This window comes from Gracilimonas mengyeensis (assembly GCF_900182705.1).
In the GTDB taxonomy this organism is placed as follows: domain Bacteria; phylum Bacteroidota; class Rhodothermia; order Balneolales; family Balneolaceae; genus Gracilimonas; species Gracilimonas mengyeensis.
Window position 1 is genome coordinate 152,258 of the sequence record NZ_FXTP01000012.1, and the last position, 16,200, is coordinate 168,457.

The window sequence follows — 16,200 nt, forward strand, 5'->3', positions numbered from 1 at the left end:
TAACGGAGCTTTATCAGGATTTAGCCACTTAATAGATAGAATCGTTGTTTCTTTTCACTGTAATTTTCTTTCATTCAGATAACTTTATTCAACCCTTTTTATTTTTATGAGTTCATACAGGCAACTCCTTATTTTTGTTAAAAACCCAGAGTTGGGCAAGGTAAAAACCCGGCTGGCCGCAAGTATTGGGGACAAGGAAGCTCTGAATGTGTACCGGAAATTGCTGCAGCTCACCCATCAACAGACCCGAAAGCTGGACGCTGATAAAACCGTCTGGTATTCTTCTTTTATTCCGGATAATGATCTTTGGGATTCAGACTCTTTTCATACATCACTTCAGCAAGGTTCAAACCTGGGCAATCGCATGCTGCATGCCTTTAAAACTGCTTTTCAGAAACAACCTAAATCAAAAGTGATTATCATTGGCAGCGACTGTCCGGGCATCACTACAGAACTCCTAGAAAAAGCTTACCAGGCATTGGAGAACAAAGAAATCGTGATTGGTCCCGCCCGCGATGGAGGCTATTATTTATTGGGGATGTGCAACTTCCATCCTGAAGTATTTGAGGATATTGACTGGAGCACGTCTAAAGTCCGTGAGCAAACCCTGGATGTAATCAAAGCCAACCAATGGAGCTATGAATTACTGGAAGAGCTGAATGATATTGATACGGTGGAGGATTTGGAGGAGAGTGAGCTTTATTGAAAACTCGGTATTACAAGATTTATAATACTTGGCCTACTCGCTCATCATCTAAATAAATCTATATAATCCTTAAATATGTAGAGTCGATTTCTTTCAGCACCAGTTATCTCATGCAATATTTTATGCTCTTCCATTGAATTAATTAGTTTATATGCGGTTGGCATGGATACTTCTGCTACTTCACTGGCTCGCTCGGCTGATATTAGAGGTCTTTTATAAAGGTGGTTAACCACTTTTTGTGCATTACCTGATCGAGCACCCATTGAACGAAGTACAGCATTCACTTCTTTTTGTAGTTTTAATATTCCGTCAAAAGTTTGAATACTACTTTTTGCTGTTTCAATAACTCCTTGTAGAAAGAACTGAATCCAACCTGAAAGATCATTTTTTAGCCTTACACGCATTAGGTGATCATAGTAATCGGTTCGGTGTTTCTCAAAGTAATCAGATAAATAAAGAATAGGTTGCTTTAGTATACCACAACTCACTAAAAACAACGTAATCATCAAGCGCCCTACTCGTCCATTTCCATCCAAAAAGGGATGTATGGTTTCAAACTGATAGTGCATTATCGCTATTTTGATGAGGTCAGGTAATTTTAGGCTTTCGTCGTGCATAAATTGTTCCAAGTCACCCATCAGCTTTGAAATATGCTCATGAATGGGAGGTACAAAAGTTGCCTCTGTAATCGTGGAACCACCAATCCAATTCTGGCTTTTACGAAATTCTCCCGGTTGTTTATGTTCTCCACGAACTCCACGCATCAATACACTGTGGGTATTACGGATTAGCCTGGATGAAAAAGGTAACTCTTCCAACTCTTTTATCGCACTACTCATAGCTGCAACATAATTCTGAACTTCTTCCCAGTCATCCCGCTTTTCTACGGGTACATTTTCCTTATCCATCAGAGCCTCTTCAATATGTGTCTGAGTGCCCTCTATTTTGGAACTCTGTGTAGCCTCCTTGGTGACATGCATGCTGATAAAAAGATCGATATTGGGTATGTACTCTGAATACATATCCAAACGCCCCAGTTGTCGGTCTGCCTTGCTTAACAAGTCAATAACTTTCATATCATCCAACAGCCAATCCCTATTTAGAAGCGTTGGTTCAAAGCTTTCATAATGGCCTTGATTGATATACTTCCCAGCTTTAAAGTTTTTCATCAAAAAGTTAATTAAAGTTATCCTTATTTAAGAAATTGACTCAAAACTTAAATAAGGAACTTTGTTATTTAAGACAAATGCGATTTCCTTAAATAACATGAATGCTAATAAAGAAAGGAGCAAACAAATTAAATAATCCTCCAAACTCTAAAGCATTTTTTTACAGTAACAGAAAAAATTACAATAACATACTTTCTGGCTCAGAGGCTAAAAAGCTCAGGCAAAACAAAAAAAGCCTTTGACTTGCTACTGGTTAAGCAAGACAAAGGCTTCTGAAAAGTACACCCGGGGGGATTCGAACCTCCAACCGCCTGATTCGTAGTCAGGTACTCTATCCAATTGAGCTACGGGTGCATTTCTTGGAGAGCCTCAAAGATAAGGACTAATTTACCGACGGGCAATACCAAATTGGCAATTTCTTGATTCTCTTCACAAAGCCAAATATAAAACCCATTTTCATTCCTTCCTTTTAACCGAGTTCTTTTCTCCAGGTATTAAGTCGTGTGAAGGCCGAAACCATACGCGCTCCATACCAGCTAAACCATTCGCCGTTCACCAAATACACTTCAGAGTCCGGACATTTTTCCTGTATCTCTTTCCTGTCTTTTTCTTTAAAGGGATAAGGTTCACTACTCAATAAAATCACATCCGGGTTACGGGCTGCCAATTCATCCAGGCTAGTCTTTGGGTAACGGCTTTCATCCTTATATACATTCTCCAGGGCATATTTTTTCAGCACATCATGAATATACGTGTCTCCGCCTACAGTCATCCAAGGATCTTTCCATATTAAATAGGCGGCTGTCGTGGGCTCAAAAGTTGGCTTTTGTTCAAGAATACTCATTACCTCTTCAATCATCTGAGCCCCCTCGTTGCCTTTATCCAGTTTTTCAGATAAATCCTTAATTACCAGCAGAGCATCTTCTATGGTATCAATTTCGGTAACCTCCACTTCGCAAAACTCCCTGAGCTCTTCAATGTCTTGCTTTCGGTTCTCTTCCTTATTGGCTACGATCAGGTCTGGTTTTAATCCTGAAATTTTGTCCACTCGAGGATTTTTTGTGCCGCCAACAATTTCTATCTTTTCCACTTCTTGTTTGGGATGAATACAAAAGCGGGTACGGCCTACAAGCCGCTCGCTCATACCAAGCTCTATTAATAGCTCGGTCAAACTGGGCACGAGAGAAACAATACGTTTATATGATGGCATCTTGAGGTTGATTTAATATAGAGATACTAAAAAAACTAAGGCTCTTAAAGTATATAAACTCAACGCAATACGAAAAATAAGCCTTTCCTCCTGATTGCTTGCATACCTCCCGGGCTCTCACTTTTTACATTCTAATAAAACTCTGTTGCAAACATTAAAAAATCCTAATATCTTTGATTAAGGAATTTTAATATTTCTGATGGAGGTCATCATGGCAAAAAAAATAATGCTGGTTGAAGATGATCCTCTTCTCGCAATTGTAGAGGAAAAGCTCATTACCAAGTTAGGTTATAAGGTGGTTGGCAAAGCACAGAGTGGAGAAGAGGCTTTGAGAATTATTTCGGAGATTGATCCGGATATTGTAATTATGGATGTACAGCTTGCTGGCGATTTGGATGGTATTGAAACCACTTTGCAATTGCACGAAAAGCATCAGGAACTGCCGGTAATATTTTTATCTGGCGATGACAATGCTCATGTATTGCACCGCGCAAAACAAGCCGGATGCATAGATTTTCTACTAAAACCAGTTTCCTTAGGAGCATTATCCGAACCGTTAGAAAAGGCGGTGAAGACACTCTCCTCCCAAACGAATTTTGCTGCTTAGTCAGCATACCCAATTTAGATTAAAGAAAATACCCATAACCCCCACATAAGGCAGTTTGACCGCTGCTTTATGATTCAAAGCCTGGTAGCTCTTATGAGCGCCGGGCTTTTTTATTTTTGATGACTTACTACCACCCGCCCGGATTGCTCTCCATTCAAAATCTTCTCAATCTCTCCTGAAAGTTCATTTAAACCCACAACGTGGCTATAACTCTCGGGTAGTTTTTGATGAGGCATCTCGCTAATGGTGTCCCAAATTTCCAGACGCAAAAGAGTTTTGCAAATAGCTGAATCAATACCCAGCAGGCTTACTCCGCGCAAGATAAAGGGATACACATTGGTATGAAGTTCATGTCCTAGAATGTTACCGCAACAGGCCACCGCTCCGTCGTGTCCCGCTTGCCTTATCACGGCATCCAACATCTCCCCACCAACTGTTTCTATGGCTCCCTGCCATTGCCTGCTTAAAATGGGGCTCTCTTTCACATCGGTCACCTTATCACGGTGTATAACCTCTGCCGCTCCCAGTGTTTCCAGAAATGACTTTTTCTCCATTTTCCCGGTCGCTGCTATCACCTTGTACCCCAGCTGGGAGAGGAAAAACACCGCCATGGATCCCACGCCTCCGGTGGCTCCGGTAACTAATACTTTTCCATTGCCTGCTTCAATCAGTTCCCGCTGCAGTCTTTTCACTCCATACATGGCTGTAAAACCGGCCGTCCCATAGGTCATCGCCTGTTTTGCATCCAAACCATCCGGCATGGGCACCACCCAATCGTTGGGCACTCTGATAAAACGACCATATCCGCCGGAGGTGTTTGAGCCAAGATCTCGCCCCGTCACCAATACCGAATCTCCCTCGTCAAACTTCCCGGAGACATCTTCAACCACTACACCGGCTGCGTCAATACCGGGGATGTGGGGATAACTGCGGGTCACGCCTTTATTACCACTGGCAGAGAGGGCATCTTTATAATTAAGGCATGAAAAATGCACTTCAATGAGTACTTCATGATCCGGTAAAAAAGAGAATGGAACCTTTTTCACTCCCGAAGTAAATGCACCGCTTTCTTGCTCTTCCACATAAAATGCCTGAAAAGTCTTCTCACTCATTTTAACACACGTTTTATCCATTTAAGTTTTCCTTTGTATGGCGGATAGCGAAATGGGATATCCAGCCAAAAATATTTTTTCATGATGCTTTTGGTATGCGAAAAGGTATCAAAACTATGTTTTCCACGATAGGATCCGATTCCACTTTGCCCCACGCCCCCGAATGGTAAATGAGGATTGCTTAGCTGAATCACCACATCATTTACGGCCCCGCTACCAAACGAGCACTCCTCAATCACCCGGCCTTCAGTGGCACTATTTTTTGTAAATATATAAAGTGATAAGGGCTTGGGTTTTGACTTCACTGTGCGTATCACTTCATCCATCTCTTTAAAAGTGATGACAGGCAACAGCGGACCAAATATCTCTTCTTCCATGATCTTCGCCCCTTCCGAAATATCAGTTAAAATAGTTGGGGAGATGTATAACTCTGATTCGTCAAACTGTCCGCCATAATAAATTTGTCCGTCCTTCAAATACGAGCAAAGTCTTTCGAAATGATCCTTATTCACGATTCGTGCATAATCCGGGCTTTTGAATGGATCGTCCCCGTAAAATTCCTGGAATGCCTCTTTCAAACCTTGCAATAATTCGTCTTGAACCGATTCATGTACCAGCAGATAATCGGGCGCTACACAGGTTTGGCCTGCATTCAGTCCCTTACCCCAGGCTATTCTCCGGGCTGCTTTTTCAAGATCTGCGGTTTCATCCACAATACAGGGACTCTTTCCGCCAAGCTCCAGGGTAAAAGGCGTAAGATGTTTTGCAGCTGCCTCCATCACAATTTTACCTACACGCGGACTTCCGGTAAAAAAGATGTAGTCAAAATTCTGGCTCAGCAGTGCATTAGCCTTTTCAACTTCTCCTTCTTCCACCGCCACCAGTTCCGGCTTAAACCACTTCCCCAGCACCCGGTTTAGAACAGCAGAGGTATTGGGCGTTAACTCCGATGGTTTGATGACCGCCGTATTTCCAGCCGCGATAGCTCCAATCAATGGCATCAACGCCAGTTGAATGGGATAATTCCAGGGAGCGATAATCAGCACAGAGCCATAAGGTTCTGCCACGGTATAGTTGTAGGAAGGAAAACTAATCAGGGTTTGTTTTTTCTTGCGGGGCATTACCCACTTATTCAGCTTCTTTAGCACCAGGTTGATTTCATCATGCAACACCCCCAGCTCGGTAGCATAAGTTTCCAGCTCTGGTTTTTTAAAATCCTGATACACTGCATCCACAAATTCTTGTTCATGCTCTTTAAGCAGCTCTTTGAGTGTTTTAAGCTGATGTATCCGGAAGTCAACCGATTTGGTAGCACCGGAAGCAAAGTATTCTTTTTGGCGTTTTAGTAATTCTGCTGCATCCATCATGATTCTTTTTTATTCCGTCCCGTAAATGTATCCATCGAGCTGTACACCCCAAACAGCTTATCCGCTAAAAAATCGTACACACTCGCTGGTAAAATACCTTTTATAAAAGGGGTTAACTTTACCAAAAAAGGTTCCCGCAGGCGGGCTTTATCCCTTTTTACCGCTTTAATAATTTTTTCTGTGATATCATCAGGATCGAGCAACGGCATAAACAGCGGGGGTGTCACCCCTTCAAACATACCAGTATCGATATAGCCGGGCATCACCGTAAGCACCTTTACGCCTGTTTTCGCCTTTTCCAATTCCAGCTTCAGGGACTCCGACCAGCCCACGGCCGCCCATTTGCTACCTGCGTATACAGCCATTCCCGGATTGGGCGTTAAGCCAGCGGCAGAAGTAATATTAATGATATGTCCGTCTTTTTGATTTTTCATGGCCGGCAAAAATTCCCGAGCAACATACATCAGGCCAAGACTATTAACAGCCATGGTTTTTGTAATCTCATCACTGCTTTGTTGATGAAAGTTTTTACCCGTAACAATGCCTGCGTTATTGAACAAAATATCTACGGTTCCATGGTTATTTAGCACTTCATTTGCCGCCTCGTGCACGGCTTCCGGCTTTGATACATCTACCCGGTCTGTAAAAACCTGATAATCCCCTTTCCCCAGCTCCTCTTCCGCCTTTTTCATAGCTTTATTATTCACATCCCAAATAATTATTTTTTCTGCACCTTCACGAATTGATTTCTTCGCTAAAAGTAATCCAATTCCACTTGATCCACCGGTTACAAGTATGCTTTTATTTTTAAAAGATGACATAGAAAAACCGTATATTTGAGAGTTTCCAAATTAAGTAAAAACCGAACACTAACTATATGGGGAAATCATCAGTGTTTGGTAAACCAACAATCAGAGAATAAGTCAATATATCAACAATGAAAAGAATATTACTGTTACTATCATTTTTAATTGTAGCTGTTGCATGTGAGCAAACCTCACAGCAAGTAAGCCTTACATGGTCGGAGGAAGAACCGTTACCAAAGGCTATCTCGAACAATGCCGTAGCTGCTGCTCAAGTAGACGGTGACTGGTTTCTCTACAGTTTTTTAGGGCTGGAAGAAGGTAAAACCTTTGACGACATCAGCCATTACGCCGCCCGGTATGACGTGAGCGCCGGCGTTTGGCAGAAAATACCAGGCGTACCCGATAGTGTGGGGCGTCTTGCAAGCACCGCTGAATACGTAAACGGAGACATCTACATTTTTGGCGGTTATACCGTAGATGAAGAGGGTAACGAAAGAACCACCGAGCATGTATTTAAGTATGATCCTGTAGCCAACACTTACGAGCGCGTAGCTGATATGCTGCTTCCGGTTGAGGATGCGGTTTCTTTGGTTTACGACGACCGTTATGTGTACCTGGTAAGTGGCTGGAACAACACCAACAGTGTTTCCAACGTGCAAATGTACGATACCCAAACCAATTCGTGGGAAAACGTTACTCCTTATCCCGGACGTCCTGCTTTTGGACACGCTGGCGGTATTGTAGGCAACACCATGGTTTTAGCTGATGGTGTTCAGGCTATTGTAGACGAAGGAGAGCCCATTTTCAAAATGTCGCCCGGTAGTATCAAAGGCGAGATCAACCCCGAGGATCCAACTCAAATTTCATGGACCCGCCTGGTTCAACATCCCGGCAAAGCCCGCTACCGAATGGCTGCCGTAGGTGTGGAAGAACCGGTTGAAATGGTGGTATTTATTGGCGGATCCGATAATCCCTATGAATACAACGGAATTGGTTATAACAACAAACCTGCTTTTGCCGACAGCACCGTTTTCGGTTACCGCCTCGACACCAATGAGTGGGTTGACCTGGGCACACAAGCTACCCCAAGCATGGACCACCGAAGCGTTGCCAAAACGGATGAAGGTTTTTATATCATTGGTGGTATGGTCAACGATCAAAAAGTAACCGATATGGTTCAGAAATTTACGGTAGACCTGGAATCATCCAACTAAATTCTGCCAAATTATTTGTTTTTCGCAACCCTCAATTCTGTAGAATTGGGGGTTTTTTATGTTTGATATTTTTGGGTTGACAGACAGTCTTCACTTCATCAAATAAATGCTTACTTTTGGCGTCCCAAATAATTAAAGCAATTCATTGCTCCATGAAACAAATCTCTTCCATAGCTGAGTTGAGAAAGAAAATAACCAACCTTAAGCGACAAGGGAACACCATCGCTTTTGTACCCACCATGGGAGCCCTGCACGAAGGACATCTTTCCCTAATGCGACTGGCGCAGGAAAAAGCCGATAAAGTGGTTGTTTCTATTTATGTGAATCCCGAACAGTTTGGGCCCAACGAAGACTTTGACAGCTACCCCCGGCAGATGGAAGATGACCTCAAGGCTTGTGAGGCGGAAGGCGTTTCCATCGTTTTCAATCCGGATGATGAAATCATGTATGGTTCCGGAAAAAAGTATTTCAAGATTAAGGTAGATACCCTGAACGAGCATATGGATGGCGGAAGCCGTCCCGGTTTTTTTGAGGGCATCACCCTGGTTGTAAATAAATTGTTTAATATAGTGGAACCGGATTTTGCCATATTTGGACAAAAAGACATCCAGCAGTTCCAGATACTTTCGCGCATGGCTAAGGAGTTTAATCATGGAGTGGAACTGGTTATGGCCCCCATCGCACGCGCTAACGATGGTTTGGCTCTTAGCAGCCGGAATGCTTATCTGAGTGACCAACAGCGAAAAATTGCCCCGGGCTTATACCGTGCCTTAAAGTATGTGGAAAAGCAAATCAGGGATGGAGTGATGGAGCCGAAATTATTGTTGAATCACCAGCAAGATGAACTGGAAGCGAAAGGCTTCAAAAATGATTATCTTAATGTGTTTTCCATGGAAACCATGCAACCTGTAGAAGAGCTCGAATCCGGCAACACCTACATTTTGGCCGGCGCGGCTTATTTAGGGAAAACTCGATTAATCGATAATATAATTATAGACCTCTGAGCGAAGTACGATGAAAATTACGATGTTCAAATCCAAACTGCACCAAATGGCAGTCACCGAAGCAAACCTGATGTACGAAGGTAGTATTACCATCGACGAGGATTTGCTGGATGCCGCCAACCTGCTTCCCTACGAAAAGGTACAGGTGCTAAACATCACCAACGGCTCTCGTATTGAAACCTATACCATCCCCGGTGAAAGAGGAAGTCGTGTGTGTTGCCTGAATGGCGCTGCTGCACGCCTTACGCAAGTAGGCGATCGTATTATCGTGATCAGTTATGCCGAAATGCCCCCGGAAGAAGCCCGTAATCATAAACCCCGTGTGGTTATTGTGGATGAGAACAACGACCCTACCAAAGTATTAGATAGCACCGAACCTGCCACTTCATTTGATTTGAAATCTGGTTTGGTAGACAACACCCTGGTTGAAGAAGAGCAGTAAGTACTTTTTTGGTGAGTATAGGAGAATATCTTGCCAATAAACGGGCACAGGATTCAATCTGCCAATCTGGAATTCCGAATTTGTAATTGCTTCCTATTACCGAAAAGCATCTTCGATGTGATTAAACTCCGGGGCTTCGTTTTTCTTTTGTATGATACCCACGATATCAAAGCGCATCGGCGAACCGTCCATTTTTCGCTCGTACATCCACGCTTCTGAGGCTTTGAACACATTCTTCACCTTTTCTTCGGTCACGTATTCCATAGGATGCCCATACTTGGTTGAAGAACGCATTTTAACTTCCACAAATACAATGGCTTTATCGTCGTAAGCCACAATATCTACTTCGGCGTGTTCGAAAAAATAATTGCGTTCCAGTATCCGCCATCCCTTGCTTTCCAGGTATGCGCAGGCCAGATCTTCCGCCTCATTTCCTATTTCACGGTGCGACTTTTTAGCCATCCTTCTTCTTTCCTTTTAACGATTCTTTCACTTCCACTAATTTTACCAGCTGCTTCAAAAAGCCCAGGTTTTTCTTGTTGATGTATGGCAGCAATGCATCCGTAAAGCGCTCAAACATCTCCAAAAATTCCATGTAGTTCTCAATCCGAACTTTAAACTCCTGGCTTTCCTCGTCAGGCAATCCTCCCTTTTCGAGCGTTTCAATACACTGTTCCAGGTTTTTCCGAATAGGGGCAATTTCGCGCTGCTGGCGTTCACGAATAATAGTAGATACGATTTTCCATACGTCCGTTTCTGCGGCATAATAATCTTTGCGACTGCCAGGAAGACTAACTTTGTGAATCAGTTCCCAATCGGACAGGCGCCGGAGATTCATGTTGGCATTGCCACGGCTGATTTGCAGCTTTTCCATAATCTCGTCGGTATCCAGCGGGTGCGACTCGGCATACAACAAGGCATGAATCTGGGACATGGTTTTGTTAATGCCCCAGGCCGAGGCCATATCACCCCATAACTTTACAAATTGATCAAGTGCTTGCTCGTACGCTTCCGGCCGTGAATCTGACATGATGTGTTTTCTAATTGAATTTAATTCCCTAAATATACCGTTCTCTAAACAATAAAACGTTTCGGAACCGGTATCCAGGAAAAGAACTATCCGGAGCCTTTCGCAGGTTTTGAATCCGATGATTCTGGCTTAGCACTGCCATTCGAACGACCACCATTTTTGTAATCGGTCACATAAAATCCGTCGCCTTTATAAACTACACCGCCGCCGCCAGAAATAATGCGCTTAACCTTTTGACCGGTTTCAGGACAGGTTGTCAGCGGATCGTCGCTCATTTTCTGAATAACCTCAAAAGTTGTTCCGTCTTCTCTTTTATACTCGTAAGTAGGCATCTTTATATGTTGTTTTGGGTTGATGATAACAGCGCTGAGGTATTATCAAATTCTGTGCCAAATATAGCACATTCTCACAAGTTCACAGGTTCATTATGGATTATGAATCACAATTTGTACTATTGGGTTCGATAAATATTTGTCATCGCCCAATCGGGGTTAATCAAAAGAGAAATATATGTACCAAGAGAAAATGAGCTTATGCCTTTTGGCATACAGAATATTAAAACCTTTAACTGCACTAATCGCCTTCCTTTTTCTGGCTACCAACTTACCGGCACAACACATACCCGGTCCTGATGTAATCCTGACTCGTGAATACAATTCTGATAATGAACCCATTATTTATGCAGTGAACCGAAGTTCCAGTCCTTATACGGTAAGTGTTACATTTTCACGGCTGCAAAACACCACTCCTCCTACTCCCAATCCCTATGTGGCAACGGCTAAACCCGGACGAACCCGTCTGGTTACTTTACGCAAGAGCTTCCGCAGCAACCGGCCGGTTCGATATCATTACAAATGGCGGTTTAAATTAGGATGCAAAGACACCGAGCCTGATACCGACATCGAATACCTGCTGCCCATTGCCGAAGGTGATACCACACAAACGTTTAAAATTGATTATATCGGTAATCTGATTGGACAGCAATCTGAAGATTTCAAAGCTTATGGATTTGGCATAAACAAAGGAGACACCGTCTACGCCGTCCGCCGCGGAAGGGTTGGACGCATGGTGGATGAATTTGATAATTCCGACCTGGATAAATATTACACCGACCAATACAATTTTCTGCATATTGCGCACGAAGACTGCACCTTTGGCGTATATCGTCATCTCAAAAAGGGATCTTTTTTAGTAGACCCCGGAGACGAAGTTGAGGCAGGAGATCCTATTGCCGTGGTAGCCTCACCCAAACAATCGGATCTCGGTCGCTTTCGTCTGCTGGTGATGTACCGAAACCCGGAATATGAAGAAGGTTCTGAAGCAGACTATTGGAATTTTGTAGTGCCTGAATTCAGAACAGCCACAGGAGAAATGATCACACTGGAGCCCAACAAAAGATATGTGGCAACTCATCCCCGCGATCTTATCTTTCAGGAAATGAACTGGCGCGAAAAACGCCGCTGGAAACGAAGGAATTAGTACGTAATGAATGATAAAACAGCCATCGTAATTGGAGCAACCGGCCTGGTTGGTTCGGAAGTTCTCAATCTGCTACTGGAAGATGAACGCTATTCGAAGGTACACGTCTTTCACCGAAGGACAACTGGTCAAAGTCATCCAAAATTGGAAGAACACATCGTCAACTTCTCGCAAATCGATGAATGGAAACACTTGATTAAAGGGGATGAATTGTACTCTGCTCTTGGTACCACCATCAAAAAAGCCGGCGGCCAGGAAAGACAATACACCATCGACTACACCTATCAATATGAAACAGCCAAAGCCGCCGCTGGGAATGGAGCCCAAAAATTTGCTTTGGTGTCATCGCTTGGAGCCAATCCTGAGTCGCGTGCCTTTTATCCGAGGCTAAAAGGCGAACTGGATGAGGCCGTTCAGGAATTACCTTTCGAGGTAATCTCTATTTTGCGCCCCTCCATTTTAGAAGGCAACCGACAGGAAAGCCGTCCGTTGGAACAACTTGGGATCTTATTTACTAAAGTAATCACTAAATTTCCCGGACTTAGCAACTACCGCCCTATCCCCGCCAAAACCGTTGCCCGGGCGCTCATCTACAGCCTGAATAAATGTACACCCGGCACTCACATTTTTGAAGGCGAGGATATTTTCCATCTCTCCTGATTTTCTAAAAAACTGTTCTAATCATCGCTAACCACGCTTTGCTTTACGATCGTCATTGAATTCAGAAAATCGTATCTTATGCGGGCAATATTACAATCAACCACACACTAATTTACCACTATGCAATTTTTACCTCTTTTATTTTTGATGGGCAGCCCGGAAGACTCCAACGCCGGTATCATCAACCTGGTTTTTCTTGGAGCTATTTTCCTGGTCTTTTACTTCTTCATTATCCGCCCGCAAAGTAAGCGCCAGAAAGAGATCAAAGAGAAAGTTGAGGAAATGAAAAAAGGCGACAAACTGGTTACCTCTTCTGGCATCATCGGCATATTGAATTCTATTGATGATGATTCCGTTTTGGTTGAAGTGGATAGCGGCGTTAAAATTCGCATGCTTAAGTCAGCCATTACCGATGTAAATCCTAACAAGCAGGACAAATAATTAGCCTGTTTGTGTTGCTCACTCGACCAAAAGTGAGCTTCATTTTCGATTTAAGGGGCTGATTGATTTTGCGAGCAGCCCCTCTTTTTTTATCATCAAATTCATGCATTATGAGTCAGGAATTTCACTTTCACAGCATTCCCGAAGCCATTGAAGACATCAAAAACGGCAAAATCGTGATTGTGGTGGATGACGAAGACCGGGAAAACGAAGGCGATTTTTTGATGGCGGCCGAGAAGGTGACCACCGAAGCCATCAACCTGATGGTGACCCACGGTCGCGGCTTGGTTTGCGTTCCCATCACACGGGAAAAAGCAGAGAAGCTTAACCTTCAGCACATGGTGCAGGAAGGCGCTGATCCTGATGAAGCCAATTTCACCATCTCGGTAGACCACAAGCGCCAAACTACAACCGGCATCTCTGCCGCCGACCGCGCCAACACCATTCGCGAGTTAGCCAGCGACGATTCCAAACCCGTTGATTTCCGGCGTCCCGGCCATGTGTTCCCGCTCCTGTCAGTGGAAGGTGGTGTTCTTCGTCGCGCCGGACATACCGAAGCAGCCATCGATCTGGCCCGACTTGCTGACCTTAAACCCACCGGCATCATTTGTGAAATCATGAAGGAAGACGGGGAAATGGCCCGCATTCCGGATTTGATGGAAATTGCGCAGCAGTTCGACATGAAGATCATCACCATCAAAGATCTGATTGCCTACCGCAACGACAATGAGACGCTGGTGCATGAAGTGATGGATATCAATCTGCCTACCATGTACGGTGATTTCAGCCTGCGTGCTTTTGAAGAAAAACACACCGGCGACATCCACCTGGCCCTCACCAAAGGCAGCTGGAGCACCAATGAACCAGTGCTAACCCGTGTGCACTCTTCCGATTTAATCGGGGATATTTTTGGCGCCCGCAATAAAGACACCAGCGAACAATTGCATCAAGCGATGTTGCAGGTCGAGCGTGAAGGCAAAGGCGTGGTGTTGTATATGAACCGTAACCAACGCGGATCGGTGCTGGTAAATCAGCTTAAAACTCTAAAAGCGATGCAACAAGGCTCCGTAGGTGAAAAAAGTGATTTTAACCCGCGCAGTGATGCTCGGGATTATGGTGTGGGTGCACAAATCCTGAAAACCTTGGGCATCAGCAAACTGCGACTTATGACCAACAACCCCGTGAAGCGTATCGGCATCAACAGCTTTGGGCTGGAAATCGTGGATCAGGTGCCGATTGATCACAATTTTGACTTTGCAGATCGCAAAGAACAACAACAAGAACACGCCGGGCAGGACAACTGAGCAATTGCAAGTTATTTAGGCCTCTCGGTCTGACGGCTCCAAGCCCGTCCGACCGATGGGTGAATTCGAGTACTTGAGCCTTTAGACATCGATCAGACGACTCCCTAAAGGATTTAGTTTACGATACGGTAAGTCAGTCGTCAGATCGGTACGAAGTTGTTACTATCCTCACCTCAAAATTCATTCTTCTATGCACCTGATCATGTTTGATATTGACGGCACACTGGTGGATTCCAACCATTTTGACGACCGTCTTTTTGCCGAAGCTATTGGTGAGGTTTTAGATATTCATATCAATGGAAACTGGGAGCAATTTATCCATGCTACTGATAGCGGCATTTTGGATCAGATTATTGAAGAAAATGACTTTTCGGCTTCATCTGACCAGATTCATGATGAGGTGAAGCAGCATTTTATTCAGCTTACCGAAAATCACCTGGCCCAAAACACCCTCTCTGAAATACCCGGTGCGGCCCAACTCATTCAATCGCTTCAAGCCAGAGATGACTTGAAATTAGCCATTGCCACTGGCGGCTGGGAAGAAACCGCCAGAATGAAACTCCATGCAGTAGGTATTAACCCGGACAGTTTTGCCTTTGCCTCCTGCTCAGATGCTCCGGCCCGCACTGAGATTATGGAAATTGCAGAGCAACGTGCCCTGAACCATATCAGCCCACTTTCAAGAGTGTATTTTGGGGATGGAAGCTGGGATAAGAAAGCTTGTGAAGAGTTGAATTACCGTTTTATTGCAGTAGGCGAGCGAGTAGAACATAGGGTGCGCATCGATGATTTTAAGGACACAGAGGGCGTGATTTCTTTATTAACGTCAGTTCGAGATAAGAAATAAATTGCTCCGGCCTTCAACCCGATGAAAGCGAATCTCTTTTATAAAGAACCCGAAATTTGATGGAATAAAAGCCAATACACTTGTAAAGGGTTGGCGGAAAAAATGATTAAAGGCCATACAACCAAAGCTTTGAAGAATATGTCATTTCATACCTCCATTGGGGCAAAGCTTTATTTTTCTTGTCTTTTTCACCGGCCTGAAGGCCGGAGCAATTACCTTAAAAGTTGAAATGTTATCTCGAACTCAGGTTTATTAGGAATTTGATTACCTGCCTCATAAAAACCGCCTCCCATAATTCAATTCCCTTTCCAACATTTCACCTGTCGGGAAGAGGGATTACCCGAAGCAAAAATCGCAAATCGGTCTATCGCTAATCGATCATTCGAAAATCTGCTGAAGCTGCATCTCGATAATCATGGCAAAGAGGTGTATTTCCGAACGTAGAAAAAAGCGCCTTTCTTATTTGCTGGTAGTGATGCAAATAGTCTCAACAAACCGTCCCTTTCTTGGGATCGATATAGCAGCCATCGCCACTTAACGAACGCTGCCAGTTCAGTTCATTTTGGAGCTGTTGTAGCCATTGTTCCTGTTCGTCTTTGGTTTTGAAGTGCACCCCGTCTTCCTCAATCCAGGGTGAATCGCTGGCATCTTCTGCATGCCACTCCGTTTTATAGCTAATAACCAAATCATCCAGCTTCTCCTTCAACCGGCTCGATTCTTTGTCATTTTTAATCAGATGTGCTGTAATCATATTCGTCTTCTGGTGAGTGCTAATTCAACATTCATAATTCATAATTCCCAA

19 protein-coding genes and 1 tRNA gene are annotated in these 16,200 nt (G+C 43.9%); 10 read left to right on the plus strand and 10 right to left on the minus strand.

Features of this window, described 5'->3' with window-relative positions; genetic code table 11:
* Positions 1-106 precede the first annotated feature (106 nt).
* Positions 107-706, plus strand: coding sequence for a TIGR04282 family arsenosugar biosynthesis glycosyltransferase (locus FN815_RS13990; protein WP_142455271.1), 600 nt, complete (start codon positions 107-109; stop codon positions 704-706).
* 44 nt (positions 707-750) lie between these two features.
* On the opposite strand, the gene FN815_RS13995 is transcribed toward FN815_RS13990, so the two are convergent.
* The 3 genes from FN815_RS13995 to FN815_RS14005 all read right to left on the minus strand — a co-directional run bounded on the left by FN815_RS13995 (position 751) and on the right by FN815_RS14005 (position 3,085).
* Complete coding sequence (locus FN815_RS13995; RefSeq protein ID WP_142455272.1) at positions 751-1,875, minus strand: Fic family protein; 1,125 nt, start codon at positions 1,873-1,875, stop codon at positions 751-753.
* Between the two features lie 280 nt (positions 1,876-2,155).
* Positions 2,156-2,229: transfer RNA gene (locus tag FN815_RS14000), tRNA-Arg, on the minus strand.
* 115 nt (positions 2,230-2,344) lie between these two features.
* The gene (locus FN815_RS14005; RefSeq protein WP_142455273.1) at positions 2,345-3,085 is read right to left on the minus strand and encodes a helical backbone metal receptor; all 741 of its coding nucleotides are present in this window, start codon (positions 3,083-3,085) and stop codon (positions 2,345-2,347) included.
* Between the two features lie 211 nt (positions 3,086-3,296).
* On the opposite strand from FN815_RS14005, the gene FN815_RS14010 reads away from it, so the two are divergent.
* Positions 3,297-3,692: a response regulator gene (locus tag FN815_RS14010; protein ID WP_185957310.1), complete on the plus strand. Its 396-nt coding sequence runs from the start codon at positions 3,297-3,299 to the stop codon at positions 3,690-3,692.
* Positions 3,693-3,802: 110 nt separating this feature from the next.
* Here FN815_RS14010 and FN815_RS14015 read toward each other — a convergent pair whose 3' ends face one another.
* Genes FN815_RS14015 through FN815_RS14025 form a run of 3 tightly spaced genes read right to left on the minus strand, consistent with a single transcriptional unit; the run spans position 3,803 to position 6,992 of the window.
* On the minus strand, positions 3,803-4,804 hold the full coding sequence (locus tag FN815_RS14015) for a YhdH/YhfP family quinone oxidoreductase (RefSeq protein WP_246075296.1): 1,002 nt from the start codon (positions 4,802-4,804) through the stop codon (positions 3,803-3,805).
* A complete protein-coding gene (locus tag FN815_RS14020; protein WP_142455276.1) occupies positions 4,801-6,171 on the minus strand; it encodes an aldehyde dehydrogenase in 1,371 nt (456 codons plus the stop codon). The genes FN815_RS14015 and FN815_RS14020 overlap by 4 nt, the downstream gene beginning before the upstream one ends.
* Complete coding sequence (locus FN815_RS14025) at positions 6,168-6,992, minus strand: SDR family oxidoreductase (protein ID WP_142455277.1); 825 nt, start codon at positions 6,990-6,992, stop codon at positions 6,168-6,170. The genes FN815_RS14020 and FN815_RS14025 overlap by 4 nt, the downstream gene beginning before the upstream one ends.
* Positions 6,993-7,108: 116 nt before the next feature.
* Here FN815_RS14025 and FN815_RS14030 point away from each other — a divergent pair, with 116 nt between their 5' ends.
* The 3 genes from FN815_RS14030 to panD all read left to right on the plus strand — a co-directional run bounded on the left by FN815_RS14030 (position 7,109) and on the right by panD (position 9,637).
* Entirely contained in the window at positions 7,109-8,191 is a 1,083-nt protein-coding gene (locus FN815_RS14030; RefSeq protein WP_142455278.1) for a Kelch repeat-containing protein, read from the plus strand.
* A gap of 152 nt (positions 8,192-8,343) precedes the next feature.
* Positions 8,344-9,195 carry a pantoate--beta-alanine ligase gene (gene panC, locus FN815_RS14035; RefSeq protein WP_246075298.1) on the plus strand — a complete coding sequence of 284 codons (852 nt, stop codon included), beginning with the start codon at positions 8,344-8,346 and terminating at the stop codon, positions 9,193-9,195.
* 10 nt (positions 9,196-9,205) lie between these two features.
* Positions 9,206-9,637 carry an aspartate 1-decarboxylase gene (gene panD / locus FN815_RS14040; protein WP_142455279.1) on the plus strand — a complete coding sequence of 144 codons (432 nt, stop codon included), beginning with the start codon at positions 9,206-9,208 and terminating at the stop codon, positions 9,635-9,637.
* Positions 9,638-9,733: 96 nt separating this feature from the next.
* On the opposite strand, the gene FN815_RS14045 is transcribed toward panD, so the two are convergent.
* From FN815_RS14045 to FN815_RS14055, 3 genes are all read right to left on the minus strand, one after another.
* Entirely contained in the window at positions 9,734-10,099 is a 366-nt protein-coding gene (locus FN815_RS14045) for a YraN family protein (protein WP_142455280.1), read from the minus strand.
* Positions 10,092-10,667 (minus strand): GbsR/MarR family transcriptional regulator, encoded by a 576-nt coding sequence (locus FN815_RS14050; RefSeq protein ID WP_142455281.1) that lies wholly within the window; start codon positions 10,665-10,667, stop codon positions 10,092-10,094. The genes FN815_RS14045 and FN815_RS14050 overlap by 8 nt, the downstream gene beginning before the upstream one ends.
* Positions 10,668-10,753: 86 nt before the next feature.
* Positions 10,754-10,999, minus strand: a complete 246-nt coding sequence (locus tag FN815_RS14055; RefSeq protein ID WP_142455282.1) for an FmdB family zinc ribbon protein — start codon at positions 10,997-10,999, stop codon at positions 10,754-10,756.
* Between the two features lie 178 nt (positions 11,000-11,177).
* Between FN815_RS14055 and FN815_RS14060 the strand changes: the two genes are divergently transcribed.
* The 5 genes from FN815_RS14060 to FN815_RS14080 all read left to right on the plus strand — a co-directional run bounded on the left by FN815_RS14060 (position 11,178) and on the right by FN815_RS14080 (position 15,398).
* A complete protein-coding gene (locus FN815_RS14060) occupies positions 11,178-12,146 on the plus strand; it encodes a M23 family metallopeptidase (RefSeq protein WP_142455283.1) in 969 nt (322 codons plus the stop codon).
* A 6-nt stretch (positions 12,147-12,152) separates the two neighbouring features.
* Positions 12,153-12,806, plus strand: a complete 654-nt coding sequence (locus FN815_RS14065; RefSeq protein WP_142455284.1) for an NAD(P)H-binding protein — start codon at positions 12,153-12,155, stop codon at positions 12,804-12,806.
* A 120-nt stretch (positions 12,807-12,926) separates the two neighbouring features.
* On the plus strand, positions 12,927-13,247 hold the full coding sequence (yajC, locus tag FN815_RS14070) for a preprotein translocase subunit YajC (RefSeq protein ID WP_142455285.1): 321 nt from the start codon (positions 12,927-12,929) through the stop codon (positions 13,245-13,247).
* Between the two features lie 110 nt (positions 13,248-13,357).
* Complete coding sequence (ribB, locus tag FN815_RS14075) at positions 13,358-14,551, plus strand: 3,4-dihydroxy-2-butanone-4-phosphate synthase (RefSeq protein WP_142455286.1); 1,194 nt, start codon at positions 13,358-13,360, stop codon at positions 14,549-14,551.
* Between the two features lie 190 nt (positions 14,552-14,741).
* Positions 14,742-15,398 (plus strand): HAD family hydrolase, encoded by a 657-nt coding sequence (locus tag FN815_RS14080; RefSeq protein ID WP_142455287.1) that lies wholly within the window; start codon positions 14,742-14,744, stop codon positions 15,396-15,398.
* Between the two features lie 487 nt (positions 15,399-15,885).
* Here the strand turns inward: FN815_RS14080 and FN815_RS14085 are convergent, their stop codons facing one another.
* Positions 15,886-16,149, minus strand: coding sequence for a hypothetical protein (locus FN815_RS14085; protein ID WP_142455288.1), 264 nt, complete (start codon positions 16,147-16,149; stop codon positions 15,886-15,888).
* Positions 16,150-16,200 lie beyond the last annotated feature (51 nt).